At 72.6% G+C, this 24,908-nt stretch carries 26 protein-coding genes and 1 riboswitch; of the genes, 7 read left to right on the top strand and 19 right to left on the bottom strand.

Annotated elements, in window-relative coordinates; genetic code table 11:
• Positions 1-68 precede the first annotated feature (68 nt).
• On the top strand, positions 69-659 hold the full coding sequence (locus AB0H21_RS08975; protein WP_358513678.1) for a hypothetical protein: 591 nt from the start codon (positions 69-71) through the stop codon (positions 657-659).
• On the opposite strand, the gene AB0H21_RS08970 is transcribed toward AB0H21_RS08975, so the two are convergent.
• The 3 genes from AB0H21_RS08970 to mraZ form a co-directional block, all read right to left on the bottom strand.
• Positions 653-1,177 carry a hypothetical protein gene (locus AB0H21_RS08970; RefSeq protein ID WP_358513676.1) on the bottom strand — a complete coding sequence of 175 codons (525 nt, stop codon included), beginning with the start codon at positions 1,175-1,177 and terminating at the stop codon, positions 653-655. The genes AB0H21_RS08975 and AB0H21_RS08970 overlap by 7 nt on opposite strands.
• The gene (gene rsmH, locus AB0H21_RS08965) at positions 1,174-2,145 is read right to left on the bottom strand and encodes a 16S rRNA (cytosine(1402)-N(4))-methyltransferase RsmH (RefSeq protein WP_358513674.1); all 972 of its coding nucleotides are present in this window, start codon (positions 2,143-2,145) and stop codon (positions 1,174-1,176) included. Before rsmH ends, AB0H21_RS08970 begins: the two co-directional genes overlap by 4 nt.
• Positions 2,146-2,432: 287 nt before the next feature.
• Entirely contained in the window at positions 2,433-2,864 is a 432-nt protein-coding gene (gene mraZ / locus AB0H21_RS08960; protein WP_358513672.1) for a division/cell wall cluster transcriptional repressor MraZ, read from the bottom strand.
• 532 nt (positions 2,865-3,396) lie between these two features.
• Between mraZ and AB0H21_RS08955 the strand changes: the two genes are divergently transcribed.
• The 3 genes from AB0H21_RS08955 to AB0H21_RS08945 are packed head-to-tail and all read left to right on the top strand — an operon-like array spanning position 3,397 to position 8,179.
• Complete coding sequence (locus AB0H21_RS08955) at positions 3,397-4,401, top strand: MoxR family ATPase (protein ID WP_358513670.1); 1,005 nt, start codon at positions 3,397-3,399, stop codon at positions 4,399-4,401.
• Positions 4,398-5,681, top strand: coding sequence for a DUF58 domain-containing protein (locus AB0H21_RS08950; protein ID WP_358513668.1), 1,284 nt, complete (start codon positions 4,398-4,400; stop codon positions 5,679-5,681). Before AB0H21_RS08955 ends, AB0H21_RS08950 begins: the two co-directional genes overlap by 4 nt.
• Complete coding sequence (locus tag AB0H21_RS08945) at positions 5,678-8,179, top strand: DUF3488 and transglutaminase-like domain-containing protein (protein ID WP_358513666.1); 2,502 nt, start codon at positions 5,678-5,680, stop codon at positions 8,177-8,179. The genes AB0H21_RS08950 and AB0H21_RS08945 overlap by 4 nt, the downstream gene beginning before the upstream one ends.
• 239 nt (positions 8,180-8,418) lie before the next feature.
• On the opposite strand, the gene AB0H21_RS08940 is transcribed toward AB0H21_RS08945, so the two are convergent.
• From AB0H21_RS08940 to AB0H21_RS08890, 11 genes are all read right to left on the bottom strand, one after another.
• On the bottom strand, positions 8,419-8,811 hold the full coding sequence (locus AB0H21_RS08940; protein WP_358513664.1) for a DUF3040 domain-containing protein: 393 nt from the start codon (positions 8,809-8,811) through the stop codon (positions 8,419-8,421).
• Positions 8,812-8,958: 147 nt separating this feature from the next.
• A complete protein-coding gene (locus AB0H21_RS08935; RefSeq protein ID WP_358514218.1) occupies positions 8,959-10,209 on the bottom strand; it encodes a DNA polymerase IV in 1,251 nt (416 codons plus the stop codon).
• 76 nt (positions 10,210-10,285) lie between these two features.
• Positions 10,286-11,047, bottom strand: a complete 762-nt coding sequence (locus tag AB0H21_RS08930) for a methyltransferase domain-containing protein (RefSeq protein ID WP_358513662.1) — start codon at positions 11,045-11,047, stop codon at positions 10,286-10,288.
• Positions 11,048-11,213: 166 nt separating this feature from the next.
• Positions 11,214-11,624: a transcription antitermination factor NusB gene (gene nusB / locus AB0H21_RS08925; RefSeq protein ID WP_114026615.1), complete on the bottom strand. Its 411-nt coding sequence runs from the start codon at positions 11,622-11,624 to the stop codon at positions 11,214-11,216.
• A gap of 1 nt (position 11,625) precedes the next feature.
• Positions 11,626-12,186, bottom strand: coding sequence for an elongation factor P (gene efp / locus AB0H21_RS08920; RefSeq protein ID WP_358513660.1), 561 nt, complete (start codon positions 12,184-12,186; stop codon positions 11,626-11,628).
• Between the two features lie 55 nt (positions 12,187-12,241).
• A complete protein-coding gene (locus tag AB0H21_RS08915) occupies positions 12,242-12,655 on the bottom strand; it encodes a M24 family metallopeptidase (RefSeq protein ID WP_358513658.1) in 414 nt (137 codons plus the stop codon).
• Positions 12,656-12,711: 56 nt separating this feature from the next.
• The gene (locus tag AB0H21_RS08910; RefSeq protein ID WP_358513656.1) at positions 12,712-13,755 is read right to left on the bottom strand and encodes an LLM class F420-dependent oxidoreductase; all 1,044 of its coding nucleotides are present in this window, start codon (positions 13,753-13,755) and stop codon (positions 12,712-12,714) included.
• A 38-nt stretch (positions 13,756-13,793) separates the two neighbouring features.
• The gene (locus AB0H21_RS08905; protein WP_358513654.1) at positions 13,794-14,438 is read right to left on the bottom strand and encodes a nucleotidyltransferase family protein; all 645 of its coding nucleotides are present in this window, start codon (positions 14,436-14,438) and stop codon (positions 13,794-13,796) included.
• Positions 14,435-15,553, bottom strand: coding sequence for an XdhC family protein (locus AB0H21_RS08900; protein WP_358513652.1), 1,119 nt, complete (start codon positions 15,551-15,553; stop codon positions 14,435-14,437). The genes AB0H21_RS08905 and AB0H21_RS08900 overlap by 4 nt, the downstream gene beginning before the upstream one ends.
• Positions 15,546-16,688, bottom strand: a complete 1,143-nt coding sequence (locus AB0H21_RS08895; RefSeq protein ID WP_358513650.1) for a VWA domain-containing protein — start codon at positions 16,686-16,688, stop codon at positions 15,546-15,548. The genes AB0H21_RS08900 and AB0H21_RS08895 overlap by 8 nt, the downstream gene beginning before the upstream one ends.
• Positions 16,681-17,580: a MoxR family ATPase gene (locus AB0H21_RS08890; protein WP_358513648.1), complete on the bottom strand. Its 900-nt coding sequence runs from the start codon at positions 17,578-17,580 to the stop codon at positions 16,681-16,683. Before AB0H21_RS08890 ends, AB0H21_RS08895 begins: the two co-directional genes overlap by 8 nt.
• A 99-nt stretch (positions 17,581-17,679) precedes the next feature.
• On the opposite strand from AB0H21_RS08890, the gene AB0H21_RS08885 reads away from it, so the two are divergent.
• The gene (locus AB0H21_RS08885; RefSeq protein ID WP_358513646.1) at positions 17,680-18,861 is read left to right on the top strand and encodes an LLM class flavin-dependent oxidoreductase; all 1,182 of its coding nucleotides are present in this window, start codon (positions 17,680-17,682) and stop codon (positions 18,859-18,861) included.
• 299 nt (positions 18,862-19,160) lie between these two features.
• Positions 19,161-19,415 carry a hypothetical protein gene (locus tag AB0H21_RS08880; RefSeq protein WP_358513644.1) on the top strand — a complete coding sequence of 85 codons (255 nt, stop codon included), beginning with the start codon at positions 19,161-19,163 and terminating at the stop codon, positions 19,413-19,415.
• A gap of 101 nt (positions 19,416-19,516) precedes the next feature.
• On the opposite strand, the gene AB0H21_RS08875 is transcribed toward AB0H21_RS08880, so the two are convergent.
• The 5 genes from AB0H21_RS08875 to AB0H21_RS08855 form a co-directional block, all read right to left on the bottom strand.
• On the bottom strand, positions 19,517-19,984 hold the full coding sequence (locus AB0H21_RS08875; RefSeq protein WP_358513642.1) for a PH domain-containing protein: 468 nt from the start codon (positions 19,982-19,984) through the stop codon (positions 19,517-19,519).
• Positions 19,985-20,010: 26 nt separating this feature from the next.
• Positions 20,011-20,481, bottom strand: coding sequence for a 6,7-dimethyl-8-ribityllumazine synthase (gene ribH, locus AB0H21_RS08870; RefSeq protein ID WP_358513640.1), 471 nt, complete (start codon positions 20,479-20,481; stop codon positions 20,011-20,013).
• Positions 20,478-21,707, bottom strand: coding sequence for a bifunctional 3,4-dihydroxy-2-butanone-4-phosphate synthase/GTP cyclohydrolase II (locus AB0H21_RS08865; RefSeq protein WP_358514216.1), 1,230 nt, complete (start codon positions 21,705-21,707; stop codon positions 20,478-20,480). Before AB0H21_RS08865 ends, ribH begins: the two co-directional genes overlap by 4 nt.
• A 62-nt stretch (positions 21,708-21,769) precedes the next feature.
• The gene (locus tag AB0H21_RS08860; RefSeq protein WP_358513638.1) at positions 21,770-22,396 is read right to left on the bottom strand and encodes a nicotinamide mononucleotide transporter family protein; all 627 of its coding nucleotides are present in this window, start codon (positions 22,394-22,396) and stop codon (positions 21,770-21,772) included.
• Positions 22,393-22,998, bottom strand: a complete 606-nt coding sequence (locus tag AB0H21_RS08855) for a riboflavin synthase (RefSeq protein WP_358513636.1) — start codon at positions 22,996-22,998, stop codon at positions 22,393-22,395. The genes AB0H21_RS08860 and AB0H21_RS08855 overlap by 4 nt, the downstream gene beginning before the upstream one ends.
• A 318-nt stretch (positions 22,999-23,316) precedes the next feature.
• Positions 23,317-23,447: riboswitch (FMN riboswitch) on the bottom strand.
• A gap of 413 nt (positions 23,448-23,860) precedes the next feature.
• Between AB0H21_RS08855 and AB0H21_RS08850 the strand changes: the two genes are divergently transcribed.
• Entirely contained in the window at positions 23,861-24,889 is a 1,029-nt protein-coding gene (locus tag AB0H21_RS08850) for an ABC transporter permease (RefSeq protein ID WP_358513634.1), read from the top strand.
• Positions 24,890-24,908 lie beyond the last annotated feature (19 nt).

Raw genomic sequence — 24,908 nt, 5'->3', positions numbered from 1 at the left:
TTGCCGAGGCGCAGCGGCGCGACGGGGCGCGGCGCCCACGAACGCCAGGGCGCAGGTCTCGGCGGACCGTGCGAGCCCTCGCCGCGGCCCCCGGGACCGCGAGCGCCTGGCGGGACGCGCCTCGGCCCGTCGCCGCCGGGCCCCCTGCGGCGCGGTTCGCCGTCCGGCCCGCGGCGGCGGGGGTCGCCGTCCTGGCCGCGCGGAGGCTCGCCCGGGGGGCGGCGCGGGCCCTGGCCCTTGCCGACCACGCGGCGCGGCGCGGGGACGGTGGTCTCGGCGCGCCTGTCGCCCGGGACGTCCGGCCGCGCGGGACGCCCGCCCTCACCGGGCCGTCCCTGGCGCCCGTCGCCCGGCCGTTCCTTACGGGTGGCGTCCTCCCCGGGACGGCCGGAGGCCCCGGAACGTCCCTGACCGCCCGCTCCTCCGGGGCGCCCCTGCGCGCCCGGGCGTCCGTCACCGTCGGGCCGCCCTGGACGCCCTGGACGTCCGTCGTCCTCGGGACGCCCCGGGTCGTCGGGACGACCGGGACCGCCCGGCGAGCCGCGCCGGGGGCCGCCGGGACCGCCCCGGCCGCCCCCGGAACCACCACGACCGCCGCGCCCGGACCCGGGACCGCCGCGGCCGGGCCCCGGGGGGCGGCCGCCGCCTTCTCTCACTGACCCGCGACCCCCGCCTGCGACGGCGCCACCTGACCGTCGGTGACGGTCAGGGTCTCAGGCGCGGACCTGTCCGGCTTGAGTCCAAGCTCACGGGCCTTGCGGGCGAGCTCATCGGACTGCGAGCCGCTCAGGAGCTGCTTCTTCTTGTCCTGCGCCTGCTGGTGCAGCTCGCGGGTGCTGTCGCGCAGGTCGCTCACGCGGAACGAGTCCTGTGCGAGGACGGTGTTGAGCAGCAGCAGCGACACCAGGCCGCCGCACAGCAGCCCGACGATGAGCAGCACGAACGGAGCGCGCGGCGCGTGGCGCGCGGGACGGCGCGCGGGTGCCTGCGCGGTACCCGCGGCCGGCGCGGGACCGGTGGCGGGGCGCGGGCGCGCCGGAGCGGGCCGGCGCGGGACGCGGGCGGGACGCGGCGGCGCGGCCACACCCCGGGCGGCGCGCTGCGCGCGCACGGGCCTGTCGCCGACCGCGGTCGCCGTGGTGCCGCCGCCGGTGTACTCCTCGTTGTCCATGCTCATTCCGGCTCCCGGATTCTCTCTGCGGCCCGCAATCTGGCCGAGGCCGCGCGGGGGTTGCGCGCGGTCTCGGCCTCGTCTGGAACCTCCGCCCCTCTGGTGACCGGGCGGAATCTCGGCTGGTGGGCCGGCAGGGGGACGGGCAGCCCCGGAGGGCTGGTGTCCTTGGCCCGCTCGGCGATGATGTGCTTGCTCAGGCGGTCCTCGAGCGAGTGGTAAGACAGCACGACCACCCGGCCTCCGACCACCAGCGCGTCGAGGGCCTGCGGGAGCGCCCGCTCGAAGGCGGTCAGCTCCCCGTTCACCTCGATGCGCAGTGCCTGGAACGTTCTTTTCGCGGGGTTGCCGCCGGTGCGGCGGGTCGCGGCGGGGATCGCCTCGCGGACGATCTCGGCCAGCCGCTTGGTGGAGGCGATGGGCTCGGCGGCGCGCTCCCTGGCGATGAACCGCGCGACGCGGGACGCGAAGCGCTCCTCGCCGTAGTCCCGCAGGATGCGGGTCAGCTCCCCCTCGGAGTAGGTGTTCACCACGATGTGCGCCGTGAGCTCCTGATCGGTGTCCATGCGCATGTCGAGCGGGGCGTCGTAGGAGTACGCGAACCCGCGCCCGGCCTCGTCGAGTTGCGGGGAGGAGACGCCGAGGTCGAACAGCACCCCGTTCACCCGCGGGCGGCCCTCGCGCGCGAGCACCTCGGCGAGCTCGTCGGAGATGGCCCGTACCAGCGTGGTGCGGGCGGCGTAGGGCGCGAGGCGCTCGGTGGACCGCTCGATGGCGACCGGATCGCGGTCGATGCCGATCAGATGCAGGCCCGGGTGCGCGGCGAGAAGGGCCTCGGCGTGCCCGCCCAGGCCCAGGTTGGCGTCGACCAGCACGGCGCCGGGCGTGTCCAGCGCCGGAGCCAGCAGTTCGAGCACGCGGCGGAGCATCACCGGTACGTGTCCGCCCGGCTCGCCGTGATTCTCGAGATGCATGATCAAACCCCCTCTGCCGCCATGGGCGTGTCCGAGATCCCCGTGGACGTGCCCCTGCTCGCGGATGTGCGGCCTTGTGCCGTCGTCTCGCCGATGGACTCACCCACCCCGGTGACGGCTCGTCCGGCCAGGTCCCCATCCGCGTCCCCTGTCGACGCGCCGCCACCTGACACCGGGGAAGGTGCATCAGCTGACGGCCGCGCCGTGGCGCCCGGGACCGGCCCGGCGCCTCGGGAGCGGGTGGAGACCTCGCCGAACGACGTCTTTCACCGACGAGTCGACCTTTGTCAAAGGACCCCTGGCAGCACCTCCTCCGACAGCTCGGAGAACGCCTGCTCTTGGGCGGCCAGGTAGGTCTCCCAGGCCGCGGCGTCCCAGATCTCCAGCCGGGTGTTGGCGCCGATGACGGCACAGTCCCGGTGAAGGCCCGCGTACTCGCGCAGGCTCTGGGGAATGGTGATCCGCCCCTGTTTGTCGGGCGTCTCGTCGGAAGCACCGGCGAAGAAGACGCGACTGTAATCGCGGACGGCCTTGGCTGTCACGGGCGCGGTGCGCAGCGCCTCGGTGATGCGCTGGAACTCCTCCACGGGAAACACGTAGAGGCACCGCTCCTGGCCCTTGGTGATCACAAGACCCTCCGCCAGCTCCTCACGGTACTTCGCCGGCAGGAACAGTCGTCCTTTCTCATCCAGACGCGGGTGATGAGTGCCGAGGAACACCGGCCCCACCTCCCGTGCCACATGGAACGACTGACGCCATGGCCCCAGCCCTTCCACTGCGCACCACCATACTCCACTTCTCCCCACCGTCAACTGATCGAAACAAGTTCCGGACGCCGATTCGCCGACGTTTTCCCAGGTCAGCGAGGGTGGAGCGAAGTGGAGCGCCCTGAGCCCGCGCACGCGCGCACGGCGTGTCGGAATCGTCCCCTTGACACCGCTCCGGAACGGCCGGCGCCGTCGCCGTCAGGGATCCGGGAGCGGGCCGGTCACGGGTGGGGGAAAGTGAGGGGCCGGGCGGCCTCCGCCCTCGCGATTGTCACGGGATCAGCACGCCGGCGGGACGGCAACGCGACCCTTGGCCAGAACACTTGGGGCAGTTCACCCAGGAGTCCGGGAAGAGTCCGGGAATATGGCGGAAAGTCGCCCTGAAACCCGCAGCATCATAGTGTCGGTACACAGAATGAAGAAGGATTCGCAAAGCCCCCGCAATACCATCCCGCGTGGGCTGCCGCACCCTCATGGAGGCCCGGTGGGAATAACCCACGATGTCGGACAGGAGCTGGGAGGTCTGGTCGCGACCGCGCACCGGATCGGCGAGGCGATCGAGTCGGTGATCGAGGGTAAGCGCGACGTCGTCCGCCTCACCCTCACCGTACTGCTGGCGGAGGGGCACCTGCTGATCGAGGACGTGCCCGGCGTGGGAAAGACGATGCTGGCCAAGGCCCTCGCCCGGTCGATCGACTGCCCGGTGCGCCGCGTCCAGTTCACCCCCGACCTGCTTCCCAGCGACATCACGGGCGTGAGCGCCTTCAACCAGCAGACCCGGGAGTTCGAGTTCAAGCCCGGACCCGTCTTCGCCAACATCGTCGTCGGCGACGAGATCAACCGCGCGTCCCCCAAAACGCAGTCGGCCCTCCTGGAGTGCATGGAGGAGCACCAGGTCACCGTCGACGGCACGACCTACCGCCTCGACACCCCGTTCATGGTCATCGCGACGCAGAACCCGATCGAGATGGAGGGCACCTATCCCCTCCCCGAGGCGCAGCGCGACCGCTTCACGGCGCGGATCGCCATGGGCTACCCCGAGCCCGCCGCCGAACTGGAGATGCTGGACGTCCACGGCGCGTCCTCCCCGCTCGACAAGCTGGAGCCCGTGGCCACGACCGCCGAGGTGCGGGCGCTGATCGACGCGGTGCGGGCCGTGTACGTCTCCCAGCCCATCAAGAAGTACGCCATCGACATGGTGGCCGCCACCCGCCAGTCCCCCGACCTGCGGCTCGGCGCCTCCCCGCGCGCCACACTCCACCTGGTGCGCGCGGCCCGGGCTCACGCAGCCCTGTCGGGCCGCGACTACGTCATCCCCGACGACCTGCAGGATCTCGCCGTCCCCGTGCTCGCCCACCGCCTCCTGCCGAGCCTGGAGGCCCAGGGCCAGCGCCGGCGTCCCGAGCAGGTCATGGCCGACCTCGTACGCCGCGTCCCCGTGCCCGAGAGCCGGGAAAGGGGGGTCGACGGCGCGGGGTCGCCGCGGTGATCGCCGGCCTCAGGGCGCTCACCTCGCGCGGCCGCTCGTTCCTCGCCTCCGGCGTGGCGGCGCTGCTGTGCGCCGTCGCGCTCGGGGAGCACGACCTGCTGCGGGTGAGCATCCTCATCATCGCCCTGCCCCTGCTCGCGGCGATGGTGGTGGCGCGCACCCGCTACCGGCTGAGCTGCGCGAGAAGGCTGTACCCGGCCAGGGTCGCGGTGGGCACCGACAGCACCGTGACGCTGCGGCTGGAGAACGTCACCCGGCTGCCCACCGGGTTGCTGCTGATCGAGGACACCGTCCCCTACGCGGTCGGCACCCGCCCCCGGTTCGTGCTGGACCGCGTGGAGTCGCACGGCATCCGGGAGATCGACTACAAGGTGCGCTCGGACCTGCGGGGCCGGTTCCCGATCGGGCCGCTGTCGGTGCGCATCACCGACCCGTTCGGCCTGGTCGAGCTCACCCGCGCGTTCGCGGCCACCGACACCCTGATGGTGGTGCCGGAGGTCGTGCCGCTCCCCCAGGTGCGCCTGTCGGGCGAGTGGACCGGCGGCGGCGACAGCCGTACGGCGAGCGTGGCCGCGGCCGGGGACGACGACGTCGGCCCGCGCGAGTACCGCCGGGGCGACGACCTGCGGCGGGTCCACTGGCGCTCCACGGCGCGCTACGGCGAGCTGATGGTGCGCCGTGAGGAGCAGCAGTGGCAGAGCAGGGGCGCCCTGCTGCTGGACACCCGCAGGCACGCCCACCGCGGTGAGGGCCCGAGGTCGTCGTTCGAGGTCGCGGTCTCGGCGGCGGCGTCGATCGGGGTGCACCTCGCCCGCGACGGGCTCGGCCTGCGGCTGGTCACCGACCAGGGCGCCCAGCTCCTCGGCGACGCCGGCGCGGGCCAGGGCCTGCTGGACGCGCTCGCCGTCGTGCGCCAGAGCACCGCGCGCTCGCTGGAGTCGGGCGTCGCGGCGCTGCGCCAGGGCGGCGGCGACGGGCTCATCGTCGCCGTGCTCGGGGAGCTGGACGCCGAGGAGGCGCGCGCGCTGGCCCGGCTGCGGCACGGCGGCGTCACCGGCGTCGCCGTGATGCTGGACGTGCGCACCTGGCAGCAGACCCCGGCGCACCACACCGGCGAGGACGACGCGCAGGAACCGGCGCGGAACGTGCTCATCGGCTCGGGATGGCGGGTCGTGCGGCTGCCCGCGGGCACCTCCCTGGCCGCCGTCTGGCAGGAGGCCGCCCAGAACAGTCGGTTCGCCGGGGCGGACGGCAGGATCACGTCAGGAGACGCGGCATGAGACTCCCGATCATGGCGGGCCTGGCCACGGCCGCGGTGGCGCTCACCCTCTACCCGCTGTTCCGCGAGGGCGCGTGGTTCTGGACGGGGATGGGGGCGGTCCTCGTGGTCACCGTCGTCTCCGTCCTCACGACGCGCCCCGGGGTGCCGCGCTGGCTCGGCCCGCCGTTCCAACTGCTCGCGCTGAGCCTGTACCTCGGCGTGGTGTTCGCCTCCGCGCAGGCCTGGGCGTGGGTGGTCCCGACCACCGACTCGCTCGTCACGCTGGCGGGACTGGCCGGCGAGGGCTTCGCCGACATCCAGCGGTACGCCGCGCCGGTGCCGTCCAACCCGGGCATCACCCTGCTCACCGCGGGCGGAGTCGGCCTGATCGCCGTGCTGGTGGACCTGCTGGCCGTCCGCCTGCGCCGCGCCGCGCTGGCGGGGCTGCCGCTGCTGGCCCTGTTCACCGTGCCGGCGGCGGTGATGACCGACCCCCTCGGGTGGCCGGCGTTCATCCTGGGCGCCTTCGGGTACGTCGGGCTGCTGGCGGCCGACGGGCGCGAACGTCTCAGCACCTGGGGGCGCGCGGTCCTCGTGCGCCGGACGCGCGGCGTGGGCGCGGCGGGCGTCTCCGCGCCCGGCAGGAGCACGCCGATCTCGCTGTCGGGCAAGCGCATCGGCGTCGCGGCGATCGCCCTGGCCGTCGGGCTGCCCGCGCTGGTCCCCACCCTCGCCCCCAACCCCCTGTTCGGGTTCGGTGTGGGCTCGGGCAACGGCGGGGGCGGCAACACGATCACGATCCCCGACCCGATCGCGAGCCTGCGCGGCCAGCTCACGCGCAACGGCAACGACACCGTCCTGACCTACACCAACAGCGACAACGTCCCCCGCTACCTGCGCATGTACTCGCTGGACACCTTCGACGGCGACCGGTGGACGATGTCGCAGCCGAAAGGCCGCCCGCAGAACAGCGTGGCGGACGGCCCGCTGCCGCCGCCGCCCGGCCTGTCCTCCGACGTCCCGGTGAAGCAGGTCACCACGCGACTGCGGGTCAGCGACGCGGTGGAGAACCTCAGCTTCCTCCCGCTGCCCTACCCGGCGAACACGGTGCGGGTGGACGGCGACTGGCGCGCGGACGAGACCACGCTCATGGTCTTCTCCACGCACGACACCGCGGGCGGCCAGGCCTACGAGGTCGGGCAGCGCGAGCCCGCGCCGACCCCCGAACTGCTGGGCAGGGTGCCCGCCAACGCCGTGGCGGAGGTGGGAGAGCGCTACCTGGCGCTGCCCCCCGACCTGCCGCCGCAGGTCCGGTTCATGGGCCTGCGGCTCGTCTCGGACACCGACACCCCCTACCAGGCGGCGGTCAAGCTCCAGAACTGGTTCACCTCGTCGGGCGAGTTCACCTACAGCCTGCAGACGCAGGGCAACGGCAGCCAGGCGCTGCTGGACTTCCTGACCAACAAGACGGGCTACTGCGAGCAGTTCGCCGCCGCCATGGCGGTGATGGCGCGCACGCTCGGCATCCCCGCCCGGGTGGCGATCGGCTACACCGGCGGCACGTTCCTGGACGGGGCCTGGCGGGTCCGCACGCACGACCTGCACGCCTGGCCCGAGCTGTACTTCCACGGCGTGGGGTGGCTGCGCTTCGAGCCCACGCCGTCGGGCGGCCTCGGCCAGGCCACGGCGCAGGTCCCGGACTACTCGCGCCCGCCCGTGGAGGCCCCCGGCACGCAGGACCCGAGCGCGGGGCCGACGCCGGACCCCACCTCGACCGACGCGTCCGACCCCCTCAACCCCTCCAGGCGGGGCCTGCGCGACCCCGACGCGAACGTCCTGGGCACCCCGGCCGTCGTCGACGCCGGGATGCCCGTCGCGGCCAAGACAGGCAGCGGCCTGCTGATCCTGCTGCTCATCGTGCTGATCCCCGCCGGCTGGCGCCTCGTGGCGCGCCACCGGCGCGGCCGCCTCTGGGCCGGCGCGCCACTGCCCGCGGGCGCGCCGCTGCCCGCCGACGCGCCTCCCGTCACGGACGCGCGCGCGGGCCAGTCGGAGACGGTCCGCCTCGGGCGGGCGGTGCGCGGCACGTGGCGCGAGCTGATCGACACGCTGCACGACCTCGGGCTCGGCCACGAGCTCAGCGAGACGCCGCGCGCGCTGGCGCGGCGGCTGGTCGAACGGCACGAGCTGGACGCCGAGGCCGCGGCGGCGGTCACCAGGATCGCCTCGGCCGAGGAACGGCTACGGTACGCGCGCACGCCGGGCGAGATCCCGTCCCTCAGGGGCGACCTGCGGGTCGTGCGCCGGGCGCTGCGGGCCGTGGTGCCCAGGGGGAGGCGGCTGCGGGCCACGCTGCTGCCGGCCTCGACGCTGCTGAGGCTGCGGCGGGCGGGCGGGAGCATGCTCGACGGGTTCGACCGGCTGGAGAACATCCGGCTGTGGCCGCGCCGCGACCGGCCCGAGGGCCCCGCGGAGCCGGCCGAGGAGCACCGCGTGCTCACCGGGTCGCGCCGCTGAGGCCGGCGTCCCGGGCGTGACGAGGCCCGGACCGTGATCTCTCGAGGTCACGGTCCGGGCCTTTTCACACGCGGCCGCAGGGTATGGCGGGCCGCGCGCGTGAGGTCCTGCCGAGAGGTCGTGCCGCCGGGGCCGTCCGTTGTCCCGGGACGTGCGTCAGGGGGCGTACCAGAGGCGGACGTGAGGGCGTGGTCCCCGATGGTGCCGGTGAGGCCGCCGTCTCGCCCGCCGCGTGGAGGTCAGCGCTCGTCGCTCCTGCGGCGCCAGCGTTCCTCCATGCGCTCCATGAACCCGGGGCGGGCCGCGCGGCGCCGGTCGGGCTGGCCGGGGGCTCCCTGCTGCCGTGCGTCACCGCCGAACCCGTTCATGCGTTTCCAGCTTGAAAGACCCCAAAGACACGCGGCGAGCATCACCACGAAGCCGCCCACACCGAGGGCGATGATCGGTGCCACGACGCCGACCATCAACAGCACGACACCCAGGACGAAGCCGATGGAGGCTTTCACGAGGCGGCGTTTGTAGTGGTTGCGTGGATCACTGATCCGAACGGTATTGGCCCACTTCGGGTCCTCGCTGTAGAGGGCCTGCTCGATCTGGTCGAGCAGGCGCTGCTCGTGCTCAGACAGCGGCACGGCGCCTCCCAAGGACGGCCCCTTGACGGGGAAGACGGCAACGGGCACCACAGGGTGTCCGGACCTCGCGGTCGGTTATCCCCAGAATACGAGGCTGTAGACGTAGGCGAAAGAAAACGTCCAACGTAGACCAAACCGGAGGTGACGTCATAGATCCATTCCATCGAACGGAGGGCGTACGAGAGAGGCGGGGCGGACGGCCTCCGGGCCGAACCTGCGGACCGCCTTGTCCATGGCCATTTCGGCCTCCCGCCAGCCTGTTTCGCGTTCTCCGAGGCCGAGCTGGCGTGTCGCCGCGGCCGCCGGGCGGAGATTCTCGACCCGGACGCCGACCAGACGGAGCCGCACGCGCTCCAGTCCGGCCGCCGCGTACAACTCGCAAGCAGTGGCATATATCTCTTTCGCCACATCTGTCGGCTCACGGAGCGTACGCGATCGTGTGATCGTCGTGAAGTCGGCGCGGCGCAGCTTGACACTCACCGTGCGCCCGATGTGACCGCCCGCACGCAACCGCGCGGCGACCCGCTCCGACAGCCGCAGCAGCTCGCGGCGGATCATCTCCGGATCGTCCACGTCGTGAGAGAAGGTCTCTTCGGCGCCGATGCTCTTGTCGGGGACGTGCGGGGTGACGCGGCGCTCGTCGCGGCCCCAGGCGAGGGCGGCGAGGTGCTCGCCCACGGCCCCGAACTCGCGCCGCAGCGTCGCCGTGGGCACGTGCGCGAGGTCACCGACCGTCCGGATGCCGAGCCGCACCAGAGCCTGCTCTGTACGCTCCCCCACGCCCCACAGGGCCGCGACGGGCAGCGGGTGGAGGAACTCCACCACGCCGTCGGCGGGGATGACCAGGAGGCCGTCGGGCTTGCAGTGGCGGGAGGCGAGCTTGGCCACGAACTTGCTGCTCGCCACGCCGACCGAGCAGGTGATGCCGTGGCGCTCGGCGACCTGCGCGCGGATCATCGCGGCGATCTCGGCGGGCCGCCCCAGCCGGCGCAGGGCGCCGCTCACGTCCAGGAACGCCTCGTCCGAGGCGATCGGCTCGACCTCGGGCGTGATCGCGTGGAAGATCTCCATCACGCTCCGGGAGACCTCGGAGTACTTGCCGTGACTCGGCGGGATGATCACGGCCTGGGGGCAGAGGCGGCGGGCGCGCGTCATGGGCATCGCCGAGTGGACGCCGAACCGCCGGGCCTCGTAGGTGGCGCTGAGCACGACCCCGCGGGCGCCCGCCGCGCCGACGATCACCGGGGTGCCCCTGAGCTCGGGACGCTCCAGCAGCTCGACGCTGGCGAAGAACGCGTCCATGTCGACGTGCAGGATCGGGCACCCGGTGTCGTCGGCCGGCGGCGCCGTCGCCGGGTCGCGGGCCGGCGTGTGCCCCCGCCCCGGCTCGGGCCGCAGAACCTGCTTGCGCGACACAGGTCGATTCTAACCGAACAGGCGTTCTACCAGCGAGCCCGGCACGCCGGGCGGCGGGTCACCGGTGGCCGAAGAGGTGGAGCTGGGTGGCGATGTCACGCAGGACGGGATGCGCCGCGGCGGCCTGCTCCAGCGCGACCAGCGCCCGCGCCGCCCCCGGCTCCCCGTCCAGCAGGCGGCCCGGCACCAGGTCGGCGAAGACGCGCACGCCCCTGGCCTCGCCCGGCGTGAACCCGGCCGCCGACAGCAGTCCGGCGAGCGCCTCGCCGCTGAACCGGCGCGGAGTCGGGTCGTGCTCGCCCCAGCGGCCCGAGGGGTCCGCCAGGGCCTGGCGGGCCTCGTCGAAGTGGCCGGTGAGCGAGCGGTGGATCGCCGTCGCCACCGGGTTGGCCGCCAGCACGCTGATCACGCCGCCCGGCCGCAGCAGGCCCGCGACGGCCGCCAGCGCGCCCGCGGGGTCCTCGACGTACTCCAGCACGCTGTGGCACAGCACCAGGTCGGCGCTTCCCGCCGGCAGCAGCTCGCGAAGGTCGGCGGCGTCGCCCTGGATGCCCGTGACGGTCACGCCCGCCTCGGCGGCCCGCCGCTCCAGGGCCGCCAGCGAGTCGGGGCTGGGATCGACCACCGTGACGGCGTGGCCGAGACCGGCCAGCGGGACGGCGAAGCCTCCGGTGCCGCCGCCGGCGTCGATGATGTCGAGCCGCTCGCGCCCGGCCGCGCCCGCCCGCTCGGCCAAGGCGGCCCGCAGCGCGTCCCAGACCACGGCGGTGCGCACCGCCGGAGTGGTGGCCGTCTGGCGTGTGGCGCCTTCGGTGCGCACGTTCAGCTCGCCTCCTCGCGAGGATGTCGGAGACGCCGGTCGGCTCCAGCCGCCGGGACGTCGGTCGGGCCCAGCCTACGCGGTCCGGGCGCCCATGCCGGGCCGTCCCGCGTCCCCGCCGCCCTCCAGGGCGTGGCGCCCCCCGGCGCGGAGGGCCCGGGACGCCCTACAGGGCGAGGGAGGGCTTGAGCTGCTTGAACCGGGCCAGCAGGCCGTTGACGAACTGCGGCGACTCGTCGGTCGACAGCTCGGAGGCGAGGTGCACCCACTCGCTGATGACCACGGCCTCCGGGACGTCGGGCACCCACAGCAGCTCGTAGGTGCCGGCGCGCAGGAGGTTGCGGTCGACGGCGGGCATGCGGTCGAGGGTCCAGCCCTCGGAGTAGGTCGAGATCAGCTCGTCGATGCGGGGCCGGTGCCGGTCGACGCCCTCGACCAGGGCCGAGGTGTACTCGTTGACCGGCGGCTCGGCCCGCTCGACCCGTTCGGCGAGGACCTTGGCGGCGGGCTCGTCCCGCAGCTCGGCCTCGAACAGGATGTCCAGTGCGCGTCTGCGCGCCTTTCCCCGAGCGGACACCTCAGGCCCGGCCGAGGTACTCGCCGGTGCGCGTGTCGACCTTGACCTTCTCGCCCGTGGTGATGAACAGGGGGACCTTGATCTCGGCGCCGGTCTCCAGGGTGGCGGGCTTGGTGCCGCCGGTGGAGCGGTCGCCCTGCAGGCCCGGCTCGGTCTGGGCGATCGTCAGCTCGACGGCCGCGGGAAGGTCGATGTAGAGGACGTTGCCCTCGTTGATCGCCACGGTGGCGAGGGTGTTCTCCAGGAGGTAGTTGGCGGCGTCGCCGACCGTCGCCCGCGGCACGTTGAGCATGTCGTAGGTCTCGGTGTCCATGAAGACGAACTCGTCGCCGTCGAGGTAGGAGAACTGCATCTCGCGCTTGTCGACGTTGGCCACCTCGACCTTCACGCCGGCGTTGAAGGTCTTGTCGACGACCTTGCCCGAGAGCACGTTCTTCAGCTTGGTGCGGACGAAGGCGCCGCCCTTACCGGGCTTGACGTGCTGGAACTCCACCACGCTCCACAGCTCGCCACCATCGAGCTTGAGCACCAGTCCGGTCTTGAGGTCGTTGGTCGTCGCCACTCGTAATCTCCTGCGTCGTCATGGTCACGCTGAGCTCGGCCACGATCCTGCCCTATTACAGGACCAGCAGCTCCTTGGTCGTGCGGGTGAGGAGTTCCGGGCCGCCGGCACGCGTGACGAGGGTGTCCTCGATCCGGACGCCGCCCCTGCCCGGGAGATAGACCCCGGGCTCGACGGTGATCGGAACTCGATCCTCAAGTCTACCGGCACCAGTGGAACGCAGGAACGGGTCCTCGTGGATCTCCAGACCGACTCCGTGCCCCAGTCCGTGGCCGAAGTGCTCGCCGTGCCCGGCGTCCTCGATGAGCGTGCGCGCGGCGGCGTCGACCTCGCCGGTGCCGGCCCCGGGGACGAGCGCGTGCCGCCCGGCCCGCTGGGCGGCCAGGACCAGATCGTACAGCTCTCGCTGCCAGCCGCTCGGGGCGCCGACGGCGACGGTGCGGGTCATGTCGGCGTGGTAGCCGGTCATGTTCCCGACTGTACGGCCTGCGCCGTCCCCGCCCCGAGCCCGTCGTCCCCGGGGCGTCAGCCGTTCGCCAGTTCCTTGACCTTCTCGACCAGCTTCAGGCGCTCGGCGTGGCTCGGGGCGATCGGGGCGACGTTGAGCGTGGTGACGCCCGACTCCTTCAGCGCCGCGATGCGGTCCCGGACGAACCCCTCCGGGCCCACCAGGGACATCTTCTCCAGGAGCTCCCGCGGGACGTGCGCGGCGGCCTCGTCCTTCTTGCCCTCCAGGTACAGGTCCTGGATGAGCTCGGCCTCCTTCTCGTACCCGTAGCGCCGGGCCAGGTCGTTGTAGAAGTTCTTGCCCTTGGCGCCCATGCCGCCGATGTACAGCGCGGCCATCGAACGGCCGAGATCCAGCAGGTCCCCGGTGTCGTCGCCGATGGCGAGGAAGGCCTGGGCGATGACGTCCAGCTCGCCGAGCTCGGCGTCCCGCTTGGCCCTGCCCGCCGCCAGCGACGGGCCCCAGACGTCGGCGGCCTTCTCGGCCACGTAGAAGATCGGCTCCCAGCCCTCGGCCAGTTCGGCGGTCATCTCGACGTTCTTCGGGCCGATGGCGGCGATCACGATGGGGATGCGCGGGCGGACGGGGTGGTTGATCAACTTGAGCGGCTTGCCGAGGCCGGTGCCGCTGCCGGGAGGAAGCGGCAGGGTGTAGTGCGCGCCCTCGTAGGTCAGCCGCTCGCGCCGCCACACCTTGCGGCAGATCTCGATCACCTCGCGGGTGCGGCCGAGCGGCGCGGTGTACGGCACGCCGTGGAAGCCCTCGATGACCTGCGGGCCCGAGGCGCCGAGGCCGAGCACGAAACGGCCGTCGGAGACGTAGTCCATGCCGGCGGCGGTCATGGCGAGCAGGGAAGGGGTGCGGGAGTAGATCGGCAGGATGCCCGAGGCGATCTGCAGCCGCTCGGTGCGGGCGGCGATGTAGCCCATCTGACTCACGGCGTCGAAGGTGTACGCCTCGGCGACGAAGATGATGTCCAGCCCGGCGCTCTCGTAGTCGCCCAGCTCGGCCACGGTCTCCTTGAAGCCTCCGGCGTAGTTGAGTGCCATGCCGACGCGCATGCTCGCCCCTTTCACAAGAAAACCGAATGATGTTCTGGTCAGGACAGCGTATCGAGTCGCCCCGTCCCTTCCAACCCGCCCCGTGGCGGCGCCAGGGCCAGGAGCCTGCGGAGGTCCTCGGGGGTGTCGATGTCGGCGGGGTCGCCCGCGTCGTCGCAGGGGACGAGCGTGATCAGGTCCGGGTGGGCGCGCAGGAAGGGGCGGGCGCCGGCGTCCCCGGTGGCCAGCCGCCGTACCTCGGCGAAGTGCTCCGCGCCGATCATCACGGGGTTGCGCCGCGCGCCGCCGTAGGTGGCCACCGCCACCGCCGCGCCCGCCGCCCGCGCCTCGGCCAGCCGGCGCACGGCCTCGGCGCGGACGAGCGGCTGGTCGGCCAGCGCCACCACGACGGCCCCGGCCGACGGGGGCACCGCGTCCAGTCCCGCGCGCAGCGACGACCCCATGCCGGTCGCCCAGTCCGGGTTGCGGACGACGATCACACCCTGGTCATCGAGGCCGCCGATCCGGCCGGCCGCCGCGCCGAGGACCACGATCACCGGACGGCAGCCGCCGTCGCGCAGCAGGCGCGCCCCGCGGTCGGCCAGCCGCTCCCCCTGGAACTCCAGCAGCGCCTTGGGCGTGCCCAGCCGGGTGCCCGCCCCGGCCGCGAGCAGCAGCCCGGCGCACGGCGCGCCATCGCTCATCCGGCGTCCCGCCCGGCGGGAGCCTCGCCGTGGATACGGCCGGTCGTGTCGGTGAGCGCGCGGCCCGAGCCGCCCCAGCGGAGCCGGATCAGCTCGGCGGCGATCGAGACGGCGGTCTCCTCGGGGGTGCGCGCGCCGAGGTCGAGGCCGATCGGGGAGCGCAGCCGGGCCCGTTCGTCCTCGGTCAGGCCCGCCTCGCGCAGGCGCGCCATGCGGTCGTCGTGGGTGCGCCGCGACCCCATCGCGCCGACGTACCCGGCGCGGGTGCGCAGGGCGACCTCCAGCAGCGGCACGTCGAACTTGGGGTCGTGGGTGAGCACGCAGATGACCGTGCGCTCGTCCACGTACGTGGCCGACAGGTAGTCGTGCGGCCACTTGACGATCACCTCGTCGGCCTCGGGGAAGCGCTTGGCCGTCGCGAACACCGGCCGGGCGTCGCACACGACGACGTGGTAGCCGAGGAACTTGCCGATCCTGGCGACGGCGGCGGCGAAGTCGATGGCCCCGAAGACCAGCATGCGCGGCGGCGGGGCGAAGGAGTGGACGAACACCGCGAGGTCGTCCAGCCGCCGCTCGCCCTGCGGCCCGTACCTGCGCACGCCGGTCAGGCCCTGGGCGAGCATGCCGCGCGCGTCGTCGTCCACGGCGGCGTCGAGCCTGGCCGGGCCGAGCGACCCGGACGCGCGGCCCGGCCACACCACCCGGCGCGCCCCGGCGCGCCCGGGCCCGGACACGATCGTCGCCACCGCGACCGCCTCCCGGCGGCGGACGGACGCGGCGATCTCGCCGAGCTCGGGGAAGTCCTTCGCCGACACCGGCTCGACGAGGACGTCGATGATCCCGCCGCAGGTCAGGCCGACGGAGAAGGCGTCGTCGTCGCTCACGCCGTAGCGGCGCAGCACGGGCCTGCCGTCGGCCACGACCTCCTGGGCGAGCTCGTACACCGCGCCCTCGACGCAGCCGCCGGACACGCTGCCGACCGCCTCCTCGCCGAGGACGGCCATGGACGCGCCGGGCGGCCTCGGCGCGCTGCGGAAGGTCTCCACCACGGTGGCCAGGCCGAACCGCTCGCCGGCCTCCCACCACCGCACGATCTGCGTCAGCACGTCACGCATGGGACAGCCTTTCCGCGAGCTCCTCGAAGGCGGCCAGGCTGTGCCCGGCGACGAACGCCCCGACGTGCGGCAGGGCGGCGCGCATGCCGCCGGTCAGCGGCTGGTAACCCTCCTGGCCCTTGTGCGGGTTCACCCACACCACGCGGTGGGCGAGCCGCGACAGCCGGGCCATCTGCAGCCCGAGCAGGGACGGGTCGCCGCGCTCCCAGCCGTCGGAGGCGATCACGACGATCGCTCCCCTGGCGCCCGAGCCCCGGTCCAGGAACCGCTTCAGCTCGTCGCCGAGCCGGGTTCCTCCGCTCCAATCGGGGATGGCGGCCGACACCTCGCGCATGGCCGTGGCCGGGTCGCGGTGGCGCAGCTCGGCGGTGACGCGCGTGAGGCGGGTGCCGACGCTGAAGACCTCGGTGGCGCGCGGCTCGCGGCGCACCAGGGCGTGGGCGAGGCGCAGCAGCGTGTCGGCGTACGGGGCCATGGACCCGCTGACGTCGACCAGCAGCACCACGCGGCGTGGCCGCACCCGGCGGGACCTGCGGCTGAGGCGGGCGACCTCGCCGCCCCTGCGCAGCGTCTCACGCATGGTGCGCCGGGGGTCGAGCCTGCCCCGGTGGGACGGCGTGAGGCGGCGCGTACGGCGCGGCTCCCGGGGCGCGCGCACCAGCGCGAGCATGCGGTGGATCTCGGCGAGCTCGGCGGCGGTCATGCGGGCGACGTCGCGGTGGCGGAGCACCTCGACCGCGCTGGCGGTGGCGGCCGGCGCCTCGTCCCCGCCGGCGTCGCCGTCGCCGGTCGCGTCCGGGGCGAGGGTGTGGCGCACGACGGTGATCGTGGGCGGGGCGGGACGGCCCGGGCGGGCGCGCTCGCCGCCGAAGTAGGCGGCGAAGCAGCGGTCGTAGCGGGGCAGGTCGTCGGGGCCCGCGCACATGGTGAGACGGCCGGCCCAGTAGACGGCCCGGCGGTCGGTGACGTCCAGGTGCGCGGCGGCGCGGAGCATGTTCTGGGTGCGCTCGTGGTCGGCAGGGACCCCGGCGGCGCGCAGCGTGCGCGCGAAGCCGGTCAGCGTGGCCACCAGCCCGTCGCGGCCGTCCCCGTCGCCCGAGGCGGTGAGGGCGTCGCGGCGCGGCGGTTCAGCCATGGCGCAGCAGCCCGTTCGCCAGCACGGCCTGCTGATCCTCGCGGTACTTCAGCAGCGCGCCGAGGGTGGAGGCGGCGAGGCCGGGGTCCAGGTCACGGGCGCCGAGCGTGAGCAGGGCCTCGGCCCAGTCGAGGGTCTCGGCGATGCCGGGCGGCTTGACCAGGCCCGCCGCGCGCAGGCGCCCGGCGGCGGCCGCCACCTGGGAGGCGAGCGCCTCGGTGCAGGCGGGCAGCCGCCGCCGCAGGATGGCGACCTCCCGCTCGAAGGAGGGGTGCTCCAGCCAGTGGTAGAGGCAGCGCCGCTTGAGGGCGTCGTGGACGTCGCGGGTGCGGTTGGAGGTGACGACGACCACGGGCGGCGTTACGGCGCGCACGGTGCCGAGCTCGGGGATGGAGATGGTGAAGTCGGACAGCACCTCCAGCAGGAACGCCTCGAACTCGTCGTCGGCCCTGTCGATCTCGTCCACGAGCAGCACGCTGGGCTGGGTCTCCAGCGCCCTGAGCAGGGGCCGGGCGAGCAGGAACCGGCGGTCGTACAGCTCGCCCTCCAGGCGGCCGGCCTCGGCGGCGCCGGTGGCCCCCGTGGCCTCGGCGGCCTTGAGGTGGAGCAGTTGCCGGGCGAAGTCCCAGTCGTACAGGGCCTGCGCGGCGTCCAGGCCCTCGTAGCACTGCAGGCGGATCAGCGGGGCGCCGAGGACGGCCGCGAGGGTCTTGGCCAGCTCGGTCTTGCCGACCCCGGCCTCGCCTTCGAGGAACAGCGGCCTGCCCATCTTCAGCGCGAGGAAGCACGCCGTGGCGAGCCCCTCGCCGGCCAGGTAGGCGTGCGCGTCGAGAAGCTCGGCGAGCGCGCCCGGAGTGGGGATGTCGGCCGCCCGTAGTGCCCTGTTCACCACCTCATCAGATTACGCGTCACCTGGCGCCCCGGCACTCTCGCGCATATCCTATTTACTTGGTAGGAAATTAGTTCAATGACATCGCGAAGAAGGACGCCCATGAGCCTGAGGTTCCACTGGTTCCTGCCCACCTCCGGGGACAGCCGGTCGATCTTCGGTGGCGGCCACGGCCTCCAGCGCGGCCACGGCAAGGCCGCCGCGACCGCGTTCCGCCCGCCGTCGATCGACTACCTCGGGCAGATCGCCCGGTCGGCCGAACAGCTCGGCTTCGAGGCCGTGCTGACCCCGACCGGCACCTGGTGCGAGGACGCCTGGCTGGTCACCGCCGCGCTCACCCAGCAGACCAGGACCCTGAAGTTCCTCGTCGCGTTCCGTCCCGGCTTCGTCTCCCCCACGCTCGCCGCGCAGATGGCCGCGACCTACCAGCGCATCTCCGGCGGCCGGCTGCTGCTCAACGTCGTCACCGGCGGGGAGACGGCCGAGCAGCGCCGGTTCGGCGACCACCTGTCCAAGGACGAGCGGTACGCCCGCACCGACGAGTTCCTGTCCGTCGTGCGCGGCGCGTGGAGCGGCACGCCGTACGACTTCACCGGCGTCCACTACCAGGTGGAGGGCGCGACCGTGGCCGAGGTGCCCTCACCCGTCCCCGAGCTGTACTTCGGGGGGTCGTCCGCGGCGGCGGGACGGGTCGCGGCCAAGCACGTCCAGACCTACCTCACCTGGGGAGAGCCGCCCGCGCAGGTCGCCGAGAAGATCGCCTGGGTGCGGGGACTGGCCGCCGAGGAGGGGCGGACGCTGCGGTTCGGCATCCGGCTGCACGTCATCACCCGGGACACCTCCGAGGAGGCCTGGGCCGAGGCGGGCCGCCTGCTCGCGGCGCTGGACCCCGAGGATGTCCGCACCGCGCAGCAGACGCTGGCGCGCAGCGACTCCGTGGGCCAGAAGCGCATGCTGGCCCTGCACGAGGGCTTCCGGCGCGACGGCGGCGGCGTCCACGACCTGGAGATCCACCCCGGGCTGTGGGCGGGCGTCGGGCTGGTGCGCGGCGGCGCGGGCACGGCGCTGGTCGGCAGCCACTCCGAGGTGGCCGACCTCATCGAGGAGTACGCCGCCCACGGCCTGACCGAGTTCGTCCTGTCCGGCTACCCCCACCTGGAGGAGGCCTACTGGTTCGGCGAGGGCGTCCTGCCCGAGCTGCGCCGCCGCGGGGTTCTGGGCCGCGGGGTTCTGGACGGAGGGGTTCTGGACGGAGGGGCCCCGGCGGTCCGCCTCTCCGCCTGAAGCGGTCCCTTCACACGCGTCGCCCGCCGCCCCCGGGGATCGTTCCCCGGGGGCGGCGGCGTGTCGCCGGCCGTCCGGGGGCGCGTCGAGGGGGCCCAATCTTCTCCGTTGCCGGTACCGGACACGCGTTCCCGCCCGCGGAGCCGACGGAATGTGCCTGAATCACTTCGGTGAGTCATCCACGGGCCCTCGGGCACCGAATGGGACTTGAACGCGAATCTCACGTTCTGTAAGCACGATCTTGACTCGGGTCACCGGCGAAGGGAAGCTGTCATCGTGACTCTCACCTGTGAAGCCTCATGGCGATCGTGAAGCGCCTGACGCTCGCCGAGGTGCGGCTGCGCCACGGCAGAACGTGGGAGATCCTGGACTTTTACGGCGGATGGGTCGCCTACCGGCGAAACCCCTGGTCGACCACCGCCACCCGGTTCGGCGTGTCCAACGTGCTGGGCGCCGACGACCTGGACGAGCTGGCCCGCCAGCTCGACGAGCAGGCCACCGCCGAGTCCCGCCGCAAAAGCCGCTACCCCCCACTCCCCCTCGACGACGCCTAGCTTGTTCGGGGCGCGGCGGTGTTCTGGAGTCCTCGCGCGAGAGGGCGGAAGAACACCGCCTGAAAGGGCGCCCCGAACCGGCCGTACCAGAGGCGCGGCGGCTAGCTCCGGTCGGGGGCCTCGCCGTATTTGTGGATCAGTGCGCGCAGTTCCGCCACCGCTTTGTGCGAGCGGTCCTTCTCGGTGCCCTGGATGCCCATGGCGCCCACGCTGGAGCCGTCGGCCAGGTCCAGCTTGGGCCAGGGCTCGCCGTCCGGAAGCGTCACGCCGAGCACCTCGGGCCATTCGTAGCGGTGGACGCGAATGGCGTTCACGACCGTGACGCCGCGCTCGTCGGCCTCGACCCGCAGGCGCCCGAGCAGGTGCAGGATGAACGCGACCAGGCACGCGAACAGCACCAGGCCGATCTTGTCGGGCAGCTTGAACGGCGGTGGCAGCACCACCGCGAGCACGACCGAGCCTGCCACCATGACCGTGGCGGCGGCGTACGCCATGACGCGGGCGCGGCGGGGCCGCCAGATCACCGGCAGCGACGGCGGCGGCAGGTCGGGCTCAGGCACGGCGGGCACGGCGGGTGGATCGGCGGGGCAAGGTCTCATCCTTTCAGGTCGCGCAGGACCAGCGCGGTCTCGAGCGCCGCGACCGTGGCCTCGTACCCCTTGTCCTCGTGACTGCCGGGCAGACCGGCCCGGTCGATGGCTTGATCAAGGTTGTCACATGTCAGGACCCCGTTGCCCACCGGAGTCGACTCGTCCAGCGACACCCTGGTCAGTCCGGATGTGACCGAATCGCACACGTACTGGAAGTGCGCCGTCTCGCCCCGGACGACCACGCCGAGCGCCACCACGGCGTCGTGCCGCCGGGCCATGGCCTGGGCCACGACCGGCACCTCCAGGGAGCCCGCCACCCGGACGGTGACCCGGGACGCCCCGCAGTCGTCCGCCGCCCGCTCGGCGCGGGCCACGAGCTGGTCGGTGATCCGCTCGTGCCAGCGGGCGGCGACGATGCCGACCGTGAGGCCCTCGGCGCGCACGGCCTCGGCCGCGGGCCTTCCTTCGCCGCTCATCGGACTCCTTCGATGTGGTGGCCGAGCCTGTCGCGTTTGGCCGTGAGGTATTTGATGTTGTACTCGTTGGCGGACACCGGCATGGGCTCGCGCCCGACGACCTTGATGCCGTATCCGTCCAGGCCGCGCACCTTGGCCGGGTTGTTCGTCAGCACCCGCGCCGACTTGACCCCGAGGTCGGCGAGCATCTGGCCCGCGTTGGAGAACTCCCGCGCGTCCACCGGGAGCCCCAGCTCCAGGTTGGCGTCCACGGTATCGCTGCCGTTGTCCTGCAGGCTGTACGCCTTGAGCTTGGCCAGCAGGCCGATGCCGCGTCCCTCGTGCCCGCGCAGGTAGACGATCACGCCCCTGCCCTCGGCTGCGACCGCGCGCATGGCGTGGTCGAGCTGCACGCCGCAGTCGCAGCGCAGCGAGCCGAGCACGTCCCCGGTCAGGCACTCGGAGTGCGCGCGGACCAGCACGTTCTCGCCGTCGCCGAGGTCGCCGTAGACCAGGGCGATGTGCTCGCCGCCGTCGATGCCGCTGGCGTAGCCGTACGCACGCCAGATGCCGTACTTGTTCGGGATGTCGGTGGCGGCCACCCGGGAGACGACCTTCTCGGTGCGCCGCCGGTGCTCCACGAGTTGCTCGATGGAGACCAGCGCCAGACCGTGCTCGTCGGCGAACCGGCGCAGCTCGGGCAGGCGTGACATCGTGCCGTCGTCGTTGACGACCTCGGCGAGCACGCCCGCCGGGGTGAGCCCGGCCAGCCGGGCCAGGTCGATCGACGCCTCGGTGTGGCCCCGGCGGGCGAGCACCCCGCCCGCGTGGTAGCGCAGGGGGAAGATGTGGCCGGGCCGCACCAGCTCGAACGACTCGGTGGCCGAGTCGGCGAGCGTGCGGATGGTCTTGGCCCGGTCGGCGGCCGAGATGCCGGTGGTCACGCCGTCGCGGGCGTCCACGCTGATCGTGTACGCCGTGCGCAGGCGCTCGCGGTTGTTCTGGACCATCAGGGGCAGGCCCAGGCGGTCCAGGTCCTCGCCCAGCATGGGGACGCAGATCACGCCGCTGGTGTAGCGGATGGTGAAGGCCAGCAGCTCCGGGGTCGCCTTGGAGGCGGCGAAGATGATGTCGCCCTCGTTCTCGCGGTTCTCGTCGTCCACCACGATGACCGGTCTGCCGTCGCGGATGTCGTCGATCGCGCGCTCGATCGGGTCGAGCTTGATGTCGTCCATGCCGTCGTCCATGCCGTGGTTCTCGCTGCCGTTCGTGCCGTGGTTCATGGTGTTGTGGGTAATTATGTTGTGGTTCATGCCGTGGCCACCTCCAGGCTGCGGCCGGCGTACTGCCGCCGCCACTCGCGGACCCCGAGCAGGACCATGACGAAGAAGACGCCGTACACCACGGCGGACACGTACAGCCCGGACCAGTAGGCCAGGGGCACGCCGACCAGGTCGACGGCCACCCAGATCCACCAGAAGTCGATCAGCGCCCTGCCCTGGGCGTAGGTCGCGATGGCGCTGCCGACGAAGATGTAGGCGTCCGGCCAGGGCGCCCAGGACCAGCCGGTGGCCATGAAGAACCAGGCGACCAGGCCGGTGGCCGCGACCATGACGGCGATCAGCGTGAGGCGCTCGCGCAGGGTGCCGGGCCGTACGGCCAGCGCCTCTCCGCCCCGGGTTCCGCGCACCCATCTGACCCAGCCGTAGACGGCGAGCGCGGCGAACATCGCCTGCTTCAGCGCGTTGCCGGTGATGTGGGCCTGCAGGGACGCGGCCAGCAGCAGGATGGATGACGCGAACTGAACCGGCCAGGTCCAGATGGTGCGCCTGATCGCCAGCCACACGGTCGCGAGCGCGCCGATGTTGCCGACCAGGTCGATCCACAGGACGTGCTGGCCGAACACCTCGAAACCCGCCTGGGTCCAGCCGCTCATGCCTGCCCCTCGGCGTGCGCGCCGACGAGCTTCTCGACGTACTTGGCGATCACGTCGACCTCGAGGTTGACCGGGTCGCCGGGCCGCTTGAAACCGAGGGTGGTGAGCTCCAGCGTGGTCGGGATCAGGCTGACCGAGAACTCGCCGTCCCGGACGTCCACGACGGTCAGGCTGACGCCGTCGACCGCGATGGACCCCTTCTCGACCACGTAGCGGGCGAGCCCCTGCGGCAGGGACACGCGCACGACCTCCCAGTGCTCGGCCGGCTCCCGCGCGATGATCGTGCCGGTGCCGTCGACGTGGCCCTGGACGATGTGGCCGCCGAGCCGCTGGTCCGCGCGGACGGCACGCTCCAGGTTCACGAGCGTCCCCGGGGTGAGGGCGCCGAGCGAGCTGCGGTCGAGCGTCTCCTTCATCACGTCGGCGGTGAAGGCGTCCTCTGTGGCGTCCACGACGGTCAGGCAGACGCCGTTGACGGCGATCGACTCGCCGTGCCGGGCACCGTCGGCGACGACCTTCCCCCGGATCGTGAGGCGCGCCGCGTCGGGCAGCGCCTCCACGCCGGTGAGCTCGCCGAGCTCCTCAACGATTCCAGTGAACATCAACGCTCCTTGTGCGTGCGGCCGGGAGCAGCCGGAGCTCGGGCCGATCAGATCCTGCGAGAGGAAGCAACCCGGAAGGGGCGTGGCGTCTTCCGCCGCGTCCGCCGCGAGGGGCGCGCGGACGCGAGGGGATCAGGAGAGGAGAGAGGGAACGGAGCCCGAGAACGGCGCGTGGGCCCACGCGCGTGGTGACGTCCGGTCGGCGCACCCCGTCCCCTTCCTCGCCAGCGGCTACGACTGCCACTGCGGGCCCCGGGGTGAACGGGTGCGGCGCGCGAGCACACCACACAGATGCCCGGCGGCACCAAGCCGCCGGACGCGCGCGCTTCCTCCCATCCGGACTTTAACCGTCGGTCCCGGAATTCCACCGGGTCCACCGGCCGATGGACTCGGCCGGGTCGCGGACTGTCACCGCCGGTTCGGAATTTCACCGACCCCGGAGCACGCTGCTCTGCTCTCAGTGTGCCATACCACGCAAAGAGGGCGTAACCCTCGACACCCCTAGATAACCAAGCGATTGCTTGCTGGGGTCACCACAGCTCGGAGGGGTCCCACCGGATGACCTGATCTTCACCAGGTGGACCGATTTGACGGATGTCGGCGGACAATCCGCTGATATCGTCATATCCACGTCTTGCTTGTGTCACAAAATCGTGACACTTGAAATTGCGTGTAATGTGCAGTGTGTCCTAGCCAATCGACGCAGGTCAAGGGGCTGGCGGACACAACCTGATTGACATTGCACAACGAACGGCGAAATCGTGTAAAGGATGCGTCCGGGACATTGACCGGCAGGTAATAAATTGCCAAGGTTCCCTCAAGTCACGATTTACCGCGATCGATCTCTGGTGGCACCCGCACAATGACACTCCCCTCACAGGCCGCGACCGAGCCCGGATCCGACCCCGTCGGCGATGCCTCGGCCCAGGCCGCAGAGACGGGCGGCTCCGCCCTCGTGGGCCGCTCGCCGGCTCAGCTCATGTGGCGGCGATTCCGCCGGGACCGCACCGGCGTCGTATCCGCCTGCATCGTGGCGTTCTTCTTCCTGGTGGCGCTCCTGGCCCCGGTGATCTCGTGGTTGTACGGCAAGGACGCGTACACGACCTACGGGCAGAACGTCCCCGGACTGCTCAACGAGTACGGCTACCCGATCGCCCCCAACGGCGGCGTGAGCGGGGAGTTCTGGTTCGGCCTGGAGCCCGGGCTCGGCCGCGACGTGTTCATGCAGCTCGTGTACGGCATCCGCACGTCGCTGTCCATCGCGATCATCGTCACGATCGTCACGACGTTCATCGGCGTGGTCATGGGCATCTGGTCGGGGTACGCCGGCGGCAAGACCGACTACGTCATCGGCCGGATCATCGACACGCTGCTGGCGTTCCCCTCGCAGCTGTTCCTCATCGTGTTCCTGCCCGTGGTCGAGGCCGCGTTCGTCTCCCCCGACGAGGAGACGCCGGTGTGGCTGCGCTACGTCTCCATCTGCGTGGTGCTGACCGTCCTCGGATGGGCGACGATCTCGCGGCTGCTGCGCGCCCAGGTGCTCTCGCTGCGCGAACGCGAGTTCATCGAGGCCGCCAAGGTCACCGGCGCCTCCCCCGCGCGGATCATCTTCAAGGAGCTGCTGCCCAACCTCTGGACGCCCATCATCATCCAGTCCACCCTCGCGCTGCCGCTGTTCGTCGGCGCGGAGGCAGGCCTGGGCTTCCTCGGCGTCGGCATGACCGAGCCCACCCCGGACTGGGGCCGCATGTTCCTGGTGGGCTCCAACGTCTACCACCAGGACATCACGTACCTCGTCTTCCCCGGCGTCTCCATGGTGATCTTCGTCGTCGCGTTCAACCTGCTCGGAGACTCCCTCAGGGACGCCTTCGACCCCAAGACCCGGCGATGAGCCGCACCACTCTCCTCTC

The sequence above is a fragment of the Sphaerisporangium sp. NPDC051011 genome, from assembly GCF_040653595.1.
Classification (GTDB): domain Bacteria; phylum Actinomycetota; class Actinomycetes; order Streptosporangiales; family Streptosporangiaceae; genus Sphaerisporangium.
The sequence above is the reverse complement of the archived record's forward strand: the minus strand, read 5'-3'. Positions and strand labels throughout refer to the sequence as shown.